Origin of the sequence: Rudaeicoccus suwonensis, from assembly GCF_007829035.1 — a bacterium.
Taxonomy (GTDB): Bacteria; Actinomycetota; Actinomycetes; order Actinomycetales; family Dermatophilaceae; genus Rudaeicoccus; species Rudaeicoccus suwonensis.
Genome location: NZ_VIVQ01000002.1, coordinates 269854 through 285663, shown reverse-complemented (window position 1 = coordinate 285663; position 15810 = coordinate 269854). Strand labels below are relative to the sequence as shown.

Genomic DNA, 15810 nt, shown 5'->3' with positions numbered 1-15810 from the left:
AAGGAGTACGCCGCATGATCACGATGGATTTCGACGGGGCCTTCCCGGTGCAACCGGGCATGAGCCTGCTCGACGTCGGGGCGGGCCAGGGGCGACACTCGTTCGAGGCGCTGCGGCGCGGGGCCGTCGTGACCGCCTTCGACATGAACGAATCCGATCTGGCCGACATCAAGGGGATGTTCGGCGCGATGGAGCTCGAAGGCGAAGTGCCCGACGGCGCCTCGGGGTCGGTGCTGCACGGTGATGCGCGCTCGATGCCGTTCGAGGACGCCACGTTCGACCGGGTCATCGCCTCGGAGATCCTCGAGCACATCCACGAGGACGACACGGTCATGGCCGAGATCTTTCGTGTCGTCAAGCCGGGTGGTCTGGTGGCAGTCTCGGTGCCGCGCCGCTGGCCGGAGCGGATCTGTTGGCAGTTGTCCGACGCCTATCACGAGGTCGAGGGCGGGCACATCCGGATCTATCGCGCCTCCGAACTCGTCGCCAAGCTTTCGCGCGCGGGGCTGCAGCCGTACAAACAGCATCATGCGCACGCGTTGCACTCGCCATACTGGTGGCTGAAATGCGCTGTCGGCACTGACAACAACGACAATCCCGCTGTGCGGGCATATCACCGGCTGCTGGTGTGGGACATGATGCAGGCGCCCTTCGCCACCCGCTTCACCGAGACAGCGCTCAACCCTGTCGCCGGCAAGAGCTTCGTGGTCTACCTGCGCAAGCCGGAGGCGAACGTATGACGGGGCCTGTCTTGCGGGTGCCAGGGATCATGAGCGCCGAAAGTGCTCGCGCTGCAACGGATTTCATTCTGCGACAGCAACGCGTCGACGGGGCGATCCCGTGGTTCGACGGAAGCCACATCGACCCGTGGGATCACGTCGAGGCGGCGATGGGGCTGACTGCGGCTGGTCAGCATGCCGCGGCCTGGCGAGCCTTCGAATGGTCGGCGGCGACGCAACGCCGCGACGGATCCTGGCCGATGGTGTTGCGCGGCAACGAGATCGAGGACGCCAACTCCGACACCAACCAGTGCGCGTACATCGCCGTCGGGGTGTGGCACTTCCATCTGGTCACCGGGCGGGTCGACGCGCTCGCGCGGATGTGGCCGACTGTCGAGGCGGCGATCAACTACGTCATCCGCGCCCAACTGCCTGGCGGTGAGCTCGGCTGGGCCGTCGACCAGGACGGCCGGATCGCCGATTTCGCTCTGCTGACGGGCAGTTCGAGTGCTCTGCAGTCGATCGAGTGCGCCTGTTTCGTCGCGGCGACCCTCGGCCATGATCGGCCGCGGTGGCGCTGGGCCGGCAACCGGCTCGCCGAGGCGCTGCGCGAGCGGCCGACCGCGTTCGCCGACCGTTCGCGGTTCTCGATGGACTGGTATTACCCGGTGCTTGCAGGAGCCGTGCGCGGAGCTGCCGCGACCGACCGACTGGCGGAGTCGTGGGACGACTTCGTCCGGCCCGGTCACGGCGTGCGCTGCGTGAACGACTCACCGTGGGTCACTTCGGCCGAATCCGCAGAGCTGGTCGCAGCGCTCGACGCGGTGGGTGATCAGGATGCCGCGCTCGCGGTGCTGTCGGATCTGCAGAGGTTGCAAGACCCACAGACCGGTGGTTTCTGGACCGGCCGCAACCTGGACGACTCGGTTTTGTGGCCGCCGGAGCAGACCACGTGGACGGCCGCCGCCGTGCTGCTGGCGGCGGATGCAGTCACACAGACGACCGGCGGCGCCGCGCTGTGGCGCGACGCGGGCTGGTGCGGTGGCGAGCTTGGTTCGTCGACCGTCGCTGACGACGGGGCGGCGAGTTGATCTCTGAATCACTAGCTGCTGCAGTCGAATCCGTCACCGGTTTCATGCCGGTCGACGAGGGCGGGGCCTTGCACGAGGCTGCGCTGGGGGCGGCGGCCGGCACGTGGTTGGAGATAGGCACCTACTGCGGCAAGTCGACGCTGTTGCTCGGGGATGCTGCGCGCATCGTCGGTGCGGCGCTGGTCACGGTCGACCACCACCACGGCTCCGAGGAGAATCAGCCCGGCTGGGAGTGGCACGACACGTCGCTCGTCGACGAACGCTCGGGTCGGCTCGACACATTGCCGCACTTCCGGCCGGTGCTGGATTCACTGGCGGACGTCTGCTCTGCCGTCGTTGCAACTACGGAAGTCGTTGCGCGCTGGTGGAATTCGCCGATCGAGCTGTTGTTCCTCGATGGCAATCACACCGAACAGACCGCGCAACACGACTACCGGGCCTTTGCGCCATACGTGCGTATCGGTGGTCTCCTGCTGGTACACGATGTCTTCCCGGACCCGGCCGACGGAGGTCAGGCACCCTGGCATGTCGTGCAGGCAGCGCTGAGCGACGGTTTCGAGCAGATGGACCGGTGCGGGTCGCTGAGGGTACTGCGGCGGATCAGCTGACAGTTGCCGGGCCACGCGATATTCGACCTGGTGGCCGCGATAACCGCCCGCGCTTCGAGTATTGGGCAGCGACCCGCCGAGTACGGCGAGGCCGCCACGATGACGAACGCCTCCGATGATGACGAAAGCCCAATGACACCGTTGTCATTGGGCTTTCGAGTGGTGGGGATCGGGTCGGGTCAGGTGAGCTCGTCGGTCGGATCGGTCGGACCGGCGAGCGGGAAGACCGGCAGCACCGGCTTGCCGAAGGTGGACGCGAGCACACCCGCGAACGAGGTGTACCACGCAACGATCGCCGTCGCGAGACCGAACCAGCCGCCGGTCTTGGACAGGCCGGTCGAGCCGTTCATGGCGCCGAAGGCCAACAGGAAGAACGTGATCGTCAGCAACGCGAAGACCGCCAGAAGTGCCCCGTTGATGCGCAATGTGGCGACCGTCATGTAAAGCGTGAAGATGCCGAAGCCGAGCAGGAACAACCCGACTCCTTTGCCGCTCGGTGCCGGGCTGGTGTGACCGGTGAGATACCAGAACGCGACCCAGAAGGCGCCGTACGAGCAGAACGCCGTGGCTCCGAAGGTGTTGCCCTTGGCGAATTCGAAAAGACCGGCGACGAATTGGGCGATTCCGCCGTAGGCCAGCGCAAGGCCAAACACGGCACTCTCGGCGGCTCCGGACACGATGTTGGCGTTGACGCAGCTGAGCACGAAGGTGGTCAGCGCGAAGGCGGCGAGGCCGAGCGGCCCCGGATCTGCGATGTGGGCGCCTGGGATGCGGCGCACGGCGGGCGAGGACATGAGTGAACCTCCTACGACAGTTGTAGTGTGGCTCAGGTCACATTACTCCCGCCTGGGCCGGGATCATGGGACCTTTCGGTTACCTGTCATTCGGGCGCGCCGACGCAGCGCGGATCGAACCGTGCTGACCAGGTCAGGACTGCGATTGCCCGGCGTCTGGTTGCTCGGCGAGCTTGGCGCGGATCTCGTCCATCGGCAGGTCACGAATCTGCTGGATCAGGTCGTTCAGCTGATGCGCCGGCATCGCCCCCGGCTGGGCGAAGACCAGGATGTGCTCGCGGAAGGCCATGAGCGTCGGGATCGAGCTGATGTTGAGGGCTTGGCCGAGCGCGGGCTCGGCGTCGGTGTCGACCTTGGCGAAGACGATGTCGGGGTGCTTCTCCGAGGCCGCTTCGAAGACCGGGGCGAACATCTTGCACGGCCCGCACCAGTCCGCCCAGAAGTCGACGAGCACGATGTCCTCGCTCGTCACCTCGGCGGTGAACGTGTCGGTCGTGAGGGTCTTGGTTGCCACAGGTGCTCCTTGGTCGGTGGCGCCGGGTCGACGGCGCAGCGTCATACATGGCGTTTCATTCCCATCAACGTATGGCGCCTGACAATCCTTCCGCTCGTGACTCGCAGAGTGGCTGCCGTCGATCATCACGCCGTAGCGTCGGGTCCCATGAGTGACGTGCCGGCCCTGGATCCGCTGCTGGAGCAACGCCGTTCGCCATCGGTCTTCGACCCCGAGCACTCGCTGACACGGCCGGAGCTCATGTCGTTGCTCGAGGCAGCGCGTTGGTCGCCGTCGTGGGGCAACACCCAGCCGTGGCGATTCCTCGTGGGCCTCCGGGGCGATGCGACGCATGCGTTGATCGTCGAGACACTGACGCGGGGCAATCTCGCGTGGGCGCCGGCTGCCAGCGCGATCCTGATCGGGCTGCGCCAGGTCGCCGCGTTGCCGGATGATCCGAAGGGCGAGCTGCGGACCTACGACTACACGGCATACGACCTCGGCCAGGCGGTGGCGCATCTGACGGTCCAGGCCGCATCGCTCGGGTTGGACGTGCACCAGTTCGCCGGATTCGACCACGCGGCACTCGCCGCGACCGCGCGCGTACCAGACCACCTGCAGCCGGTGGCCGGCATTGCGATCGGCCGGTGGTGGCCCGAAACGGAGCGCCATGGCGTCGACCCGGCGATCGAAGCCAAGGAGCAACGTCCGCGCCAGCGTCGTCCGGCCGGCGAGCTCGTTCTCTAGGACCGAATGACGAGACGTATATCTCGTATATCAAGACCACAGCAAATGCGTTTGAACATCACACCGGATGCATGTTGCACTGCAGTTATGTCTTCGTACGCCACAACGCGACCGATGCGCCTCAACCGGCGCACGGCCATGTGGCATCTGTGTCGCTACTGAACCCCACCGGTTCCGCCCACACAGACTCCGCCGCTCGTCGGCATCCACCATTCATCGGAGACTTCAATGACTACAACATCGCCGGGGGTTCGGCACTTCACCAAGGACCAGTTGGTCCGGGTGGCAAGGCTTTTCGCCTCGGATCCTGACCTGGCATCGCGCATCGACCGCACGGCCGGCGAACGTCAGCGGTTGATTTTGTCCGACACTCCGCACCTTGAGGTGCTGCTGATGAGTTGGCCGGCTGGTGCAAGCACTGGATGGCACGACCACGGTGACGCCAGCGGCGCGTTCGTCGTCGTCGAGGGAGTCCTCGGCGAGGAGATATGGCGCGGCGGATCGATCACCGAACACGATCTGTGTGCGGGCGACGAGCGCTCATTCGGATCGGGCCACCTGCACACGATGACCAACCTTGGCGATGACATGGCTGTCAGTGTGCATGCCTACTCGCCGGGCCTGACCGAGATGACGCCCTACGAGTGGGTCGACAACAAGCCGGTGCCGGTCGCGGTCGACTGACCACGCGCACGATCGCGCCGCGCCTGACATCATCCTCGGCATGGCGCCGCACCAGACACCTGCCGAAGCCGCCAGCCGCAGCGGGCTGGCACACGCCGTCGTTCGGATGACCGGACGCGATCCCAAGGAAGAGGGGCGCGTTTCGACACCCCTGGAGTTGTTGTTCGACCTCACCTTCGTCGTCGCGGTCGGCACCGCAGCCGACAAATTCGCCGAGTTGCTGTCCGAGGGCCACGTCGGTGGAGCACTGCTCGGCTTCGGCCTGGCGATGTTCGCGATCAGTGTCGCCTGGATCAACTTCACCTGGTTCGCCTCCGCCTTCGACACCGACGACTGGGTCTACCGGATCTTCACCATGGGCCAGATGATCGGCGTGGTCGTCTTCGCTCTGGGACTGCCGTCGATGTTTCACTCGATCGAGCAGGGCGGTCACCTGGACATGCGCGCGATCGTCCTGGGCTATGTGGTGATGCGGGTTGCCATGAGCGGGCAGTGGTGGCGCGCGGCACGACAGTCCCCGGCATACAGAACGGTCTGTATGGCGAATATCCGATGGGTGCTGTTGTTGCAGATCGGCTGGGTCGTGTTGGCACTGCTGCACATTGGGCTGGTCACCGCGTTCATCGGCGCGGTTGTGCTCGGCGCGCTCGAACTACTGCTGCCGGTGTTCGCTCAGGGGCATGCCGACGGCACTCCGTGGCATCCGCACCACATTGCCGAGCGTTACGGATTGTTCGCGATCATCACGCTGGGCGAGGGAGTCGTCGGCACGATTGCGTCGTCGCAGGGGCTGCTCGGCGGTGACAACGGCACACACTGGACGTGGAATGCGGTCGCCGTGGTGGTGTGCGGCGTGGGGCTGACCTTCGGGATGTGGTGGGTGTATTTCGCGACGCCGTTCGGGGAGTTGCTGGAGTTGCGCCCGCGACGTGGGTATCTGTTCGGTTACGGCCACATCCTGGTGTTCGTCGCCATCGCTGCGACCGGCGCCGGACTGCATGTGGCCGGGCTCTATCTGGAACACGAATCCGCGCTGCACCGGGTGGCCGTCGTGCTGTCCATCGCCATACCGGTGGGCGGGTTTTTGCTCCTCGTCTATGGATTGCACACGCTGTTGTTCTCGTACGCCGACAAGGTGCACGTCCTGCTGATCGCGCTGACGGGCGCGGTGCTCGCGCTGGCGGTGGTGCTGGCGGCGGCGGGCGTGCCGACGGCCGTGTGTCTGCTGGTGATCACGGTTGCGCCATTCGTGTCGGTGGTCGGGGCCGAGACCGTCGGGCACAACCATCAGAAGGTGATGTTCGCCGCACTGGAGGGGAATGACTAGCTGCATCGAGCTGATGGGCAGGACGGGCCATTCGGTGTGAGTGCTGGAGTGGTTCGCGCTGTATCAGGACATCGGTGACATTCGGTGCGTCCGGGTGTGCGGTGCGAACCGGTCGAGTCGGGTCAGTCGTCTGCCCTCGGACTTCCGTCGGCAGGGTCAGGTCGCGCCTTGCGGCGTTTGAAATCGATATGCGGGAGGCTAGGAATCGCTCCTGTCCCCGCTGACTCTGACCGGCCACTGATGTTCTGAGACCGGGCGCTGCCCAGCGACCGGGGGTCGCCGGGCCGCCCAGCGATCGGGGTCGAGTGTCACCGATGTCTTCCGGGATCGGAGTGCACCTGATCGATCCACTGTTATTGGCCGTCGATCGGCCCGGGTCGAAGGTGTGACCACCAGATGCAGTCTCGTATCGGCGGGCCGATCGCTCAGGCGCGTGGCGTTCGGTACTAACAGGGCGTTGTACTGTCACGTATGACCTGATGCTGAGCGGCGATTTCAATTGGTCGCCGACATATCGAGTGACCTAATGGTGTCTGCGACCGGGTGTCGAGTGCCCTCCATGCCTTGAAAGATGAACTTCGGGGGCGGAACCCTTGATCATTTTCTCGAACGTATGTACGATGAGGTATGTCGATCACACCACTGCTGGCCGAGTCGGTGGTGGAGTCTGCCTCCAGTGCGGAGTTGTTGGAAGCGGCGGGTGTGTTGATGGTGCGGGCGTTCGAGGTGATCTGCGGTGATGCTCCCGGGTTGACCCGGGACGAACTCTTGGCGCAGGTCGAGGCCGTGCAGCGGGTGGCGAATTCGGTGGATGGTGCCCGGGTGGTGCGGATGGCGCAGGTCGCTTCGATTGAAGACGTCACCGACCTGTCCGGTGAGACCGAGGGTCCGCCGGTGACGTCGTGGGTGCGGCACCAGTTGGGGTGGACCAACGAGTGGGTCTCTTCCGAGATCGGGGCCCTGCTGGCGTGGGGTCCACGCCAAGCCGATACCCGCCTGGACCAAGCCTTGGACGCGGTCACGCTGACACCGAGACTGTTGCGGGAAGTCGGGGCTGGCCGGTTAGCGGCGGAGAAGATGCACAAGGTCACCGCCGGGTTGGGGTCCGCACCCACGGACGTGGCGGCAGCAGTCGAATCAGCACTCTTAGACCAGGGCATTGGTGGGTTGACCACCACGCAGATTGCCAGGCGGGTCCCGAGGATCCTGGCCGACCTCGACCCGACCGCAGCAGAAACCTCCGGTACGAAGACGAGGGAGCGTGAGGTTGGAGTGTCCTGTCGCGCTAGTCATGTGCCGGGGTTGAGTGAGATCAAGGTCGTGCTGGACTCAGCCCAAGCAGCGCGGATCATGTCCGCAGTCGAGCAACTGGCCCGGCAACTACACCACGACGCGGTCGAGGTGATCAGTTTGCCGCAATGCCGGGTCGATGCGTTGGTGGATCTGGTGTTGCAGAACGTCCACATCGACACCCACCTCACTTTCCAGGTCCCCGTCATGACCGGGGTATTCCCGGCCGACACCACCTCCGCGGCCTCTGTCGGCGACACCACCGCAACCACCACCGGAACTGGTGCGGCGACCGCTTTTGATGCTGCCGCGGCATGCGCCACTGCCACAGGGTCGGCATCCGCCGCAGCCGGTGTCGCTGGCACTGTCACCGGTGGTGCTGTGGTCGGTGGTGCTGTGGTCGGTGATGGTTCGGATACTGCCCGGGCACGGGTCGCGGCATTGTGTGACCGGTTGTTCCCCGACCCGCACACCATGGGCTGGACCCAGGTTCACCGCTGCGAGAACGACCCGCCACCACCCGACGACCAGGACGGGTGGACCCATGGAATGTCGCCGGAACCACCGGACGACGTCTTCGATGATGATCCTGACCATGAAATCGACTGGGACACCGCCCTGGCACACCTGGTCGAGTCGTTACCTGACCCGCCACTGGAAGGCGTCTTCACCGCCGACCCGCACTTCGGTGACTACCCCGACATTGGTGCCCCGACCGACCTGGTCACTGTGCCCAACACGGCCAACCTGGTCGCACCATCACGGCACGTCATGCCGTCGGCGTCAGCGCCGGCAATAGCGGGGGTGGGTCCGGTCATCGTGCCGGGCGTCGGCACGATCCTGCCCTCCCACGTCCACGCGTTGACCAGCACGCTGGGAGTGTCCCTGGCACGCACACTCCTGGACGCGACCACCGGTGTCCTGGTCCAAGCAACCTCCACCAAATACCGCCCCACCGCCGGCATCGCCCGATTCGTCAAAGACCGGGACCAGCACTGCCGGTTCCCCGGCTGCACCCAACCCGCCACCTACTGCGACGCCGACCACGTCACCCCCTGGCCGGGTGGTGCGACCACACCGGCGAACCTGCAGTGCCTGTGCCGGCACCACCACCGGGTCAAGCACCAAACCCGGTGGCAGGTCACCATGACCACCAAGGGTGTGTGCACCTGGACCAGTCCTGGCGGACGCGAATACCTCACCCGACCCGCCGACTGAACCACAGCTGATGCGTGCAGCCGGCCGGCTCGTCTGTATACCTGACCTTATGGGACTGGTCACCAACTCCGCGCGAGACGACCAGCCGGCTGAACCGCGAACGAAGCCGATCTCCGAAAGCGTCCGCGTTCACCTCTCGACGGTGGCTAGGGAGATAAAGATGGCAAGAGTCGATGGCGGCTCATCGGATGGTGATCTGCCGCGAGCGCAGTAACTACTTCCGTCGACGTCCGCGCACCAGATAGGCGAGAGGCACGAGGCCGGCCGAGTTGAGCACGATGATCGCGCCCGCCCATACCGGCTTGCTGCCACGCACCTGAGATGCGGGACGTCGCGCAAGGTCGACGAGCGCAACAACCTTGACGGCGCCTTCGACTGCTGCCGTTACCTTGATGGCCCGTCGCGTTGCCGGACTGAGCTGCGACCAGCCTCGATGTGTCGTCATGGGAAGCAAGTGTCCTCCCGTGGGAGCCATGCGGATGCCGGCGACGCATGATCAGGCGAGGCCGACTGCGGCATACGCTGGCTGCATGCCTTCGAATATCAGCGTCGACATCGCCGACGGCATTGCCGATGTGCGACTGGACCGTCCGGACAAGCTCAACGGTCTGACCATGCAGATGCTGACCGGGCTTGCCGGTGCTGCCCACCGGCTGCGGTCGGATCGCTCGCTGCGCGCGGTCATCCTGTCGGGCACGGGCGACTCGTTCTGTGCCGGTCTCGATTTCAAGGCGGTCAGCGAGAATCCCCGCCAGATTCCGATGGGCATGATTCCGCGTCCGACGCGCGGCACGAACGCCTTTCAAGAAGCATGCTGGGCGTGGCGCCGGGTGCCGGTGCCGGTGATCGCTGCGATCCACGGCCACTGTTATGGAGGCGGCGTGCAGATCGCCCTCGGCGCCGATCTGCGTGTGACGGCTCCTGACGCGAAATGGTCTGTGCTCGAAGGAAAGTGGGGGCTGATCCCCGACATGACCGGAGTTCGGGCGCTGGCCGAACTCGTTGGCATAGAGACCGCGAAACGACTCACGATGACCGCCGAAGTCATTTCCGGCGAAGAAGCCGCACGCCTCGGCCTGGTCGGGCAGGTCAGCGAGCGTCCGTATGACGATGCCCGTGCTCTCGCCGAGACGCTCACCCAGCGTTCACCCGACGCGCTTGCTGCAGCAAAGCGGCTGTTCGACACCACCTGGAATGCATCGCCGCGACACACCTTCGCCCGCGAGCGCTGGGAGCAGATCCGCCTGCTACGCGGTGCCAACTCCAAGATCGCGCGGTCGGCCGGGCTCAAACGTGAAGCGCCCGTTTTCCGTCAGCGCTCGACGCGGTGACCGGCACGATCACGCGGGCTTCTGCCAAGTGATTGAGTACCGCCACAGTGGAAGCAGTCGCCACCGCACCGACCACACGCGGAACCTGGCGACCAAGCTCGGCAGCCAGCAGGCCGTCGCCGGTGCCGACATCCAGGGCGGATCTGGTTGTGGGACGGACGTTCTTGAGGACGACGCCGTGGTAGTGGATGTTGTGATTCCAGCGGGCCCGGGTCGTCACACGCCGTCCTCGCCACGGCCCTCGTCAACTGTGCTTGTTCGAGGTCACCTGGCCATGGTCGGTGGTGATCTGGTCCCAGTAGAACCGGCCGATGTCGTTGGTGCCGACATACGAGGTCGTCGAGTGGCCGTCGGATTCGCTGGTCACGCCGTTCGCGCGGGCGAGGACCCCGTACGACGACACGTTCCAGTCCCACGCGCGCAGCGTCGGCCACCGCTGACCTGTGGACGACGTTGCGCTCGCAACGATCTGGCTCATGTCCACCGTGCCGCTGAGCGAGAAGTTGTTGTCATCGACGTAACTCGCGGCGGAGAAGTCAACCGAAATCGGGTACGACTCCTTCAGCGTCGAACTGCTGATGATCCGCCGTCCGATCCGCGACACCGACTGCGAACTCATGTCATCGGTCTGCTTGATGCTCTGCACCAGGCCGGCGTCACCGATCGTGCCGGAGTTGTCGTAGTTACGGTTCGTCGTCACCGTCGTCACGACGCGGCCCGCGGAGGTGTTGACATACCCGGTGAGAGTGTCCGCGCGAGAAGCGGTTTCGTCATACGTGACAGAACCGTTGGTGAGCGGCCCGGCGGTCGTCTTCGTTGTCGGCGCCGCAGGCACCGAGCTGCTGATCAGTCCGCCAGAGGTCTGCTTGAGGTGATGGTCGGTGTAGAGAAAGAGCACCGCCGTCACATTCCAGACGTCGCCGATCGGGTTGATCGTGACCGAGATCGTGTGCGACTTGCCGTCCACGAGTTGTCCGGCAAAGGGCGTCAGATCGAGCGACTCCGGCCGCAGGTCGAGCGTGTCGATCGCGAGCACCGGCCGCCACAGCGTCGGCACGATGCCGCCGGAGTAGATGTGCGGGAATGTCCCGACCGCGCCCGCTCGCGTCCCGTCGACGGACACCAGCGCTTCGCGGTAGGCACCCGCTGCGCACAGCCCGTCGCCGGGGAAGTCGGCCGCCACCTGGTTGGGCACCGCGGTGAACCACTGCTCGTCACAGCCGTTGCCTTTGAGCGTCGTCTCGAGTCGCGCGCCGGTGATGTTGCGAGGTAGATCGGTCAACGTCGCTGTGGCCGTTGAGTTTCCGGGGCTGAGGTCCGAGATCGGCACCCCGATGACCTTGTCCGGCTCGGTGGGGGCGGGATTCGCCCGGTCGGCCATGTAATACGTGATCGACACCGTCTGGTCGTAGTTGCCGGTGTAGACATTCGTCACATAGTTGCCGATGCCGCCGGAGAACTGCTGCGGCGTCTTGAGCAGGGAGGTGAACTCGGTGATGTCCTTGGCGAAGCTGAACGTCGTCGGTGTGGCGCCCGCCGGCTCCTGGGTGGTGCCGAACCACACTGTCGCGCCACCGATTTCGAGGCTGCCGGATCGGTCGTACTGCCGACCGCTGACGCTGGTGGTCGAGTTCAGCACGACCTTGGCCCACGGCCCCTGACACGCCTTCGGCGGGGTGAGCGTGCCGGAATAGTTTTGCGGCGCACCGGTCGGGCTGTTGGACATGAAGTGATCCGCCAGCGTGACGGTGCAGTGGCGTGTGTTCGGCAGGGTCACGGCGGGTTCGGCAGTCGCGACGGTGTTCGAACCCGACTCGATGTATGACGGATTTGCCGCTTGAGCGGCAGCGGCCGCGCGGTGCGGCGACGGGCCGTTCGCCGCGGCACTGGCCAGCGGCGCGGTCGCCCACGTCATACCGATGGCAACCGTTGCGGTGACACAGGTTGCGGCGAAGCGGGACGAACGCATGGTGACTCCCAACGAGGCAGGCGGGCGCCGCAACGAGGGCGGCGGGTTCCGTCGACGACGCTACTCGTCTGCAGGGCGGCCGAGGTGTCTGCGGAACCTGGCAATTGGCCGAATCTCCACGGCCGGATGTTCAGTGCCGGATGACGCGCGCGGCCCGCTGCCCTGCGACAGCGACGACCAGCGTCACGGCGGCGACCGCCGCAAGCCCCAGCAGCACCACCTGCTCCGGCCAATGCCCTACGAGCACCGAGACGACCGTCGGAACGAAGAACCCCAGATAGCTCAGGGAGTAGAACACCCCATTGGTCAGCGCCAAGTCGCCCGGGGGCGCGGCATGCTCGATCCGGGTCAGACCGCCAACCAGGTTGAGCCCGTAGCCGCAGCCCAACACCACGACCGTCACGACGGTCAGCGCGATCGATCGATGGCCGACGATGACCACGACCAGCAGTACCCCCACGGTGGCAGCGACCATACCGAGCGCGGTCGCCGTGCCGGGATGGCGAGCCTCGATGGACCGCGCTGGTTGCTGCACGAGCACGCCGACGCCCAAGGTTGCGCCTGCCATCATCCCGGTGAAAGCGATCGCAAAAGACCCGGCGGACGCGCTCATGAGAGTGGGCAGGATCACGAAACTCACGCTGGCACAGGTGAATACCCACGGAGCCATCGGTGCGACGCGCAGCCAGAAGTGCCACGTCAGTGCTGTATGACGAGGCCCCTCGGCGGCCTGCCGGTTCGCGTCGGGCGTTGACTCAGAAGCCGCAGCAGCGCTCGGGACGCCCCGCTGCTGTGGCGACTCCGGCGCATTCCACAGCAGTGCGCCGATGGTGGTGATGAGCACGATGTGGACGGCATACGGCAGGACAGCGGGAGCCGGCAGCCACTCCGCCAGGCAGCCGCTCGCCAACGGACCACCGCAGAAGCCGGCCGAGAGCGCAGTTGCGGCACGTCGTGCACCGGTGCCCGCAGGGCGTCCCGTCGACAGTTCCTTGACCCAGGTGGTCGCCGGAGCCATCGCCATACCCATCGTCACGCCGTAGAGGATCCGGCCGACGAACAGCAACGCGGTCTGTTGCTCGCCGAACGCCAGCACCAGCGAAGAGATGGCGCCGAGCACGAGCGCCGGCCGCAGGATCGCGCGATGACCGACGCGCGTCGCCAGCCGCCCACCGATCAGCAGCGCCGGGATGAGGCCGATGACGTATGCCGCGAAGATCGCCGTCAGGCGCGTCTCCGACAGATGGTCGTGCGATCGGTAGACCAGCAGCAGCGGCGCGAACTGGTTGGCGCCCCAGCCGATCACCGAGAGTGCAGACGCGACTCTCAGCCATGGTGGGATGCGCACCGCCCGAGCATTTCAGACCGACCGTCGGGCCTGCCACGGCGAGGATCGAAAACTGCTCGATCGGGCAGGTCCGGCTGCCGCAGTCGGCGAGTGTGGCAATGACAGACTGGCGTGATGGAGTTCCTCTCGGCGTACGACCAGGGTTTCGCCCGGATCGCGGCCTGCACCGTGCCGACCGCGATCGCGGATCCCACAGCCAACGCGGCCGTCCTCATCGAACAGATTCGCGCATGCCACGCCGATTCCGTTGCGGTTGCGGTCTTTCCGGAGATGGCGCTCACTGGTTACGCCATCGACGACCTGGTCATGCAGGACGTGATCCTCGACGCCACCGAGACAGCGCTCGGCGAAATCGCCGCTGCCACAACGGATCTGCTGCCCATGGTGTTGGTCGGTGCGCCCCTGCGCAACGGGCTGCGTGTGTTCAACTGCGCTGTCGTCATACATCGCGGAGAGATCATCGGGGTTGCGCCCAAGTCGTACCTGCCCAACTACCGCGAGTTCTATGACAAGCGCTACTTCGCACCCGGCGACGACCAGGTGGGCGGCTCGATCACCCTGGACGGCAAGCGGATTCCGTTCGGGCCCGACCTGATCTTTCGCGCCACCGACGTGCCGGGCCTGGCTGTTCACGCCGAGGTGTGCGAGGACATGTGGGTGCCGATCCCGCCGTCGTCACTGGCCGCGCTCGCCGGCGCCACCGTGCAGGCCAACCTCTCCGGCAGCCCGATCACCGTCGGCCGGGCCGCCGACCGCCAGACGCTGGTGCAGGGCCAGAGCGCCCGCTGCCTGTCGGCATACGTCTACGCCGCATCGGGCCAGGGGGAGTCCACCACCGACCTCTCCTGGGACGGCATGACGATGATCTACGAGTGCGGCGGACTGCTCGGCCGCACGGAGCGATTCCCCGATGCGGCGCGCCGCACCGTCGTCGACGTCGACCTCGACCGGCTGCGCCAGGAGCGGCAGCGCGACGGCTCGATCGCCGACAACGCGCGCACGTATGTCGATCGCATCGCGTTCCGCACCATCGATGTGACCCTGCAGCCACCCCGCACCGACATCGGCCTGCGCCGCAAGCTGCAGCGCTTCCCGTTCGTGCCTGATCACCCGGAACGCTTGGCGCAGGACTGCTATGAGGCCTACAACATCCAGGTCACAGGTCTCGTGCAACGGCTGCGCGCCATCGGCCAGCCCAAGGTCGTCATCGGCATCTCCGGCGGTCTCGACTCCACGCATGCGCTGCTGATCGCGGCTCAGGCCATGGACCGGCTGGGCCGGCCGCGCACCGACATCCTGGCCTACACGATGCCCGGCTTTGCGACCGGAAATGCCAGCAAGGACAACGCGATTGCGCTGATGCGCGAGATGGGCGTCACCGCCGAAGAGCTCGACATCCGGCCCACCGCGACCCAGATGCTCAAGGACATGGGCCACCCTGCGGGCTTCGGCGAGCCGGTCTACGACATCACCTTCGAGAACGTCCAGGCCGGGCTGCGCTACGACTACCTGTTCCGTCTCGCCAACCAGCGCGGCGGCATCGTGCTGGGCACGGGTGACCTTTCGGAGCTCGCCCTCGGTTGGTGCACGTATGGCGTAGGCGATCAGATGTCGCACTACAACGTCAACGCCGGCATCCCGAAGACGTTGATACAACACCTGATTCGGTGGGTCATCGACTCAGGGCTGTTCGAGGCGGAGGCCACCGGCATACTGCAGTCGATCGTCGATGCCGAGATCAGTCCCGAGCTGATCCCCACGACCCAGGGGGAGGCGCCCCAGTCGACGGAGGCGAGCATCGGGCCGTACGCGTTGCAGGATTTCACCCTCTTCCACGTGTTGCGGCACGGCATGCGCCCCAGCCGGATCGCGTTCCTGGCGATGCATGCGTGGGGCGATGTCGACCACGGCGACTGGCCGGCGGGTTACCCAGAGGGCAAGCGGCGGGCCTACGACCTGTCCGAGATCGCCCGGTGGTTGGAGGTCTTCCTGCGGCGCTTCTTCGCCTTCAGCCAGTTCAAGCGGTCCGCGTTGCCGAACGGTCCGAAGGTGGTGTCCGGCGGGGCGCTGTCGCCCCGCGGTGACTGGCGGGCGCCGAGCGACGGCAATGCCGAGGCGTGGATCGCCGAGCTCAAGGCATCCCAAAAACCTACTGATCAGTAGTAATGTGTCTCGGGTCACGCCGGCGGCC

Annotated in this window: 15 protein-coding genes; 9 read left to right on the top strand and 6 right to left on the bottom strand. The window is 66.0% G+C overall.

The window, feature by feature from the left end; all coding sequences use genetic code 11:
• Positions 1–14 precede the first annotated feature (14 nt).
• From BKA23_RS12515 to BKA23_RS12505, 3 genes are read left to right on the top strand one after another with little or no spacing between them, the layout of a single operon-like run.
• Complete coding sequence (locus BKA23_RS12515; RefSeq protein WP_145228964.1) at positions 15–740, top strand: class I SAM-dependent methyltransferase; 726 nt, start codon at positions 15–17, stop codon at positions 738–740.
• A complete protein-coding gene (locus tag BKA23_RS12510; protein WP_145228962.1) occupies positions 737–1810 on the top strand; it encodes a prenyltransferase/squalene oxidase repeat-containing protein in 1074 nt (357 codons plus the stop codon). Before BKA23_RS12515 ends, BKA23_RS12510 begins: the two co-directional genes overlap by 4 nt.
• On the top strand, positions 1807–2418 hold the full coding sequence (locus BKA23_RS12505) for a class I SAM-dependent methyltransferase (RefSeq protein ID WP_246104644.1): 612 nt from the start codon (positions 1807–1809) through the stop codon (positions 2416–2418). The genes BKA23_RS12510 and BKA23_RS12505 overlap by 4 nt, the downstream gene beginning before the upstream one ends.
• Positions 2419–2597: 179 nt before the next feature.
• On the opposite strand, the gene BKA23_RS12500 is transcribed toward BKA23_RS12505, so the two are convergent.
• Both BKA23_RS12500 and trxA read right to left on the bottom strand, forming a co-directional pair.
• A complete protein-coding gene (locus tag BKA23_RS12500) occupies positions 2598–3212 on the bottom strand; it encodes an acetate uptake transporter (protein ID WP_145228960.1) in 615 nt (204 codons plus the stop codon).
• A gap of 133 nt (positions 3213–3345) precedes the next feature.
• Positions 3346–3726 carry a thioredoxin gene (gene trxA, locus BKA23_RS12495; RefSeq protein ID WP_145228958.1) on the bottom strand — a complete coding sequence of 127 codons (381 nt, stop codon included), beginning with the start codon at positions 3724–3726 and terminating at the stop codon, positions 3346–3348.
• 147 nt (positions 3727–3873) lie between these two features.
• Between trxA and BKA23_RS12490 the strand changes: the two genes are divergently transcribed.
• The 4 genes from BKA23_RS12490 to BKA23_RS12475 all read left to right on the top strand — a co-directional run bounded on the left by BKA23_RS12490 (position 3874) and on the right by BKA23_RS12475 (position 8971).
• Entirely contained in the window at positions 3874–4452 is a 579-nt protein-coding gene (locus BKA23_RS12490; RefSeq protein ID WP_145228956.1) for a nitroreductase family protein, read from the top strand.
• Positions 4453–4680: 228 nt separating this feature from the next.
• On the top strand, positions 4681–5136 hold the full coding sequence (locus tag BKA23_RS12485; RefSeq protein ID WP_246104643.1) for a cysteine dioxygenase: 456 nt from the start codon (positions 4681–4683) through the stop codon (positions 5134–5136).
• Between the two features lie 40 nt (positions 5137–5176).
• Positions 5177–6463: a low temperature requirement protein A gene (locus tag BKA23_RS12480; RefSeq protein ID WP_246104642.1), complete on the top strand. Its 1287-nt coding sequence runs from the start codon at positions 5177–5179 to the stop codon at positions 6461–6463.
• A 627-nt stretch (positions 6464–7090) separates the two neighbouring features.
• Positions 7091–8971 carry an HNH endonuclease signature motif containing protein gene (locus BKA23_RS12475; RefSeq protein ID WP_246104641.1) on the top strand — a complete coding sequence of 627 codons (1881 nt, stop codon included), beginning with the start codon at positions 7091–7093 and terminating at the stop codon, positions 8969–8971.
• Between the two features lie 214 nt (positions 8972–9185).
• On the opposite strand, the gene BKA23_RS12470 is transcribed toward BKA23_RS12475, so the two are convergent.
• Complete coding sequence (locus BKA23_RS12470) at positions 9186–9416, bottom strand: hypothetical protein (protein ID WP_145228952.1); 231 nt, start codon at positions 9414–9416, stop codon at positions 9186–9188.
• Positions 9417–9501: 85 nt separating this feature from the next.
• Between BKA23_RS12470 and BKA23_RS12465 the strand changes: the two genes are divergently transcribed.
• Positions 9502–10302 carry a crotonase/enoyl-CoA hydratase family protein gene (locus BKA23_RS12465; RefSeq protein ID WP_145228950.1) on the top strand — a complete coding sequence of 267 codons (801 nt, stop codon included), beginning with the start codon at positions 9502–9504 and terminating at the stop codon, positions 10300–10302.
• Here BKA23_RS12465 and BKA23_RS17840 read toward each other — a convergent pair.
• The 3 genes from BKA23_RS17840 to BKA23_RS12450 all read right to left on the bottom strand — a co-directional run bounded on the left by BKA23_RS17840 (position 10259) and on the right by BKA23_RS12450 (position 13619).
• Positions 10259–10522, bottom strand: a complete 264-nt coding sequence (locus BKA23_RS17840) for a class I SAM-dependent methyltransferase (protein WP_211841710.1) — start codon at positions 10520–10522, stop codon at positions 10259–10261. The two genes, BKA23_RS12465 and BKA23_RS17840, sit on opposite strands and share 44 nt — an antisense overlap.
• A gap of 24 nt (positions 10523–10546) precedes the next feature.
• Positions 10547–12271 carry a peptide-N4-asparagine amidase gene (locus BKA23_RS12455; RefSeq protein ID WP_145228948.1) on the bottom strand — a complete coding sequence of 575 codons (1725 nt, stop codon included), beginning with the start codon at positions 12269–12271 and terminating at the stop codon, positions 10547–10549.
• Positions 12272–12401: 130 nt separating this feature from the next.
• On the bottom strand, positions 12402–13619 hold the full coding sequence (locus BKA23_RS12450; RefSeq protein WP_145228946.1) for an MFS transporter: 1218 nt from the start codon (positions 13617–13619) through the stop codon (positions 12402–12404).
• A gap of 114 nt (positions 13620–13733) precedes the next feature.
• On the opposite strand from BKA23_RS12450, the gene BKA23_RS12445 reads away from it, so the two are divergent.
• Positions 13734–15782, top strand: coding sequence for an NAD(+) synthase (locus tag BKA23_RS12445; RefSeq protein ID WP_145228944.1), 2049 nt, complete (start codon positions 13734–13736; stop codon positions 15780–15782).
• The last annotated feature ends 28 nt before the right edge of the window (positions 15783–15810 follow it).

Excerpts from the sequence above, each read along its gene's own strand:
- BKA23_RS12515 (WP_145228964.1), top strand. The coding sequence starts at position 15 with ATGATCACGATGGATTTCGACGGGGCCTTCCCGGTGCAACCGGGCATG.
- BKA23_RS12510 (WP_145228962.1), top strand. The coding sequence starts at position 737 with ATGACGGGGCCTGTCTTGCGGGTGCCAGGGATCATGAGCGCCGAAAGT.
- BKA23_RS12500 (WP_145228960.1), bottom strand. The coding sequence starts at position 3,212 with ATGTCCTCGCCCGCCGTGCGCCGCATCCCAGGCGCCCACATCGCAGAT.
- BKA23_RS12490 (WP_145228956.1), top strand. The coding sequence starts at position 3,874 with ATGAGTGACGTGCCGGCCCTGGATCCGCTGCTGGAGCAACGCCGTTCG.
- BKA23_RS12485 (WP_246104643.1), top strand. The coding sequence starts at position 4,681 with ATGACTACAACATCGCCGGGGGTTCGGCACTTCACCAAGGACCAGTTG.
- BKA23_RS12480 (WP_246104642.1), top strand. The coding sequence starts at position 5,177 with ATGGCGCCGCACCAGACACCTGCCGAAGCCGCCAGCCGCAGCGGGCTG.
- BKA23_RS12475 (WP_246104641.1), top strand. The coding sequence starts at position 7,091 with ATGTCGATCACACCACTGCTGGCCGAGTCGGTGGTGGAGTCTGCCTCC.
- BKA23_RS12470 (WP_145228952.1), bottom strand. The coding sequence starts at position 9,416 with ATGACGACACATCGAGGCTGGTCGCAGCTCAGTCCGGCAACGCGACGG.
- BKA23_RS12465 (WP_145228950.1), top strand. The coding sequence starts at position 9,502 with ATGCCTTCGAATATCAGCGTCGACATCGCCGACGGCATTGCCGATGTG.
- BKA23_RS12455 (WP_145228948.1), bottom strand. The coding sequence starts at position 12,271 with ATGCGTTCGTCCCGCTTCGCCGCAACCTGTGTCACCGCAACGGTTGCC.
- BKA23_RS12445 (WP_145228944.1), top strand. The coding sequence starts at position 13,734 with ATGGAGTTCCTCTCGGCGTACGACCAGGGTTTCGCCCGGATCGCGGCC.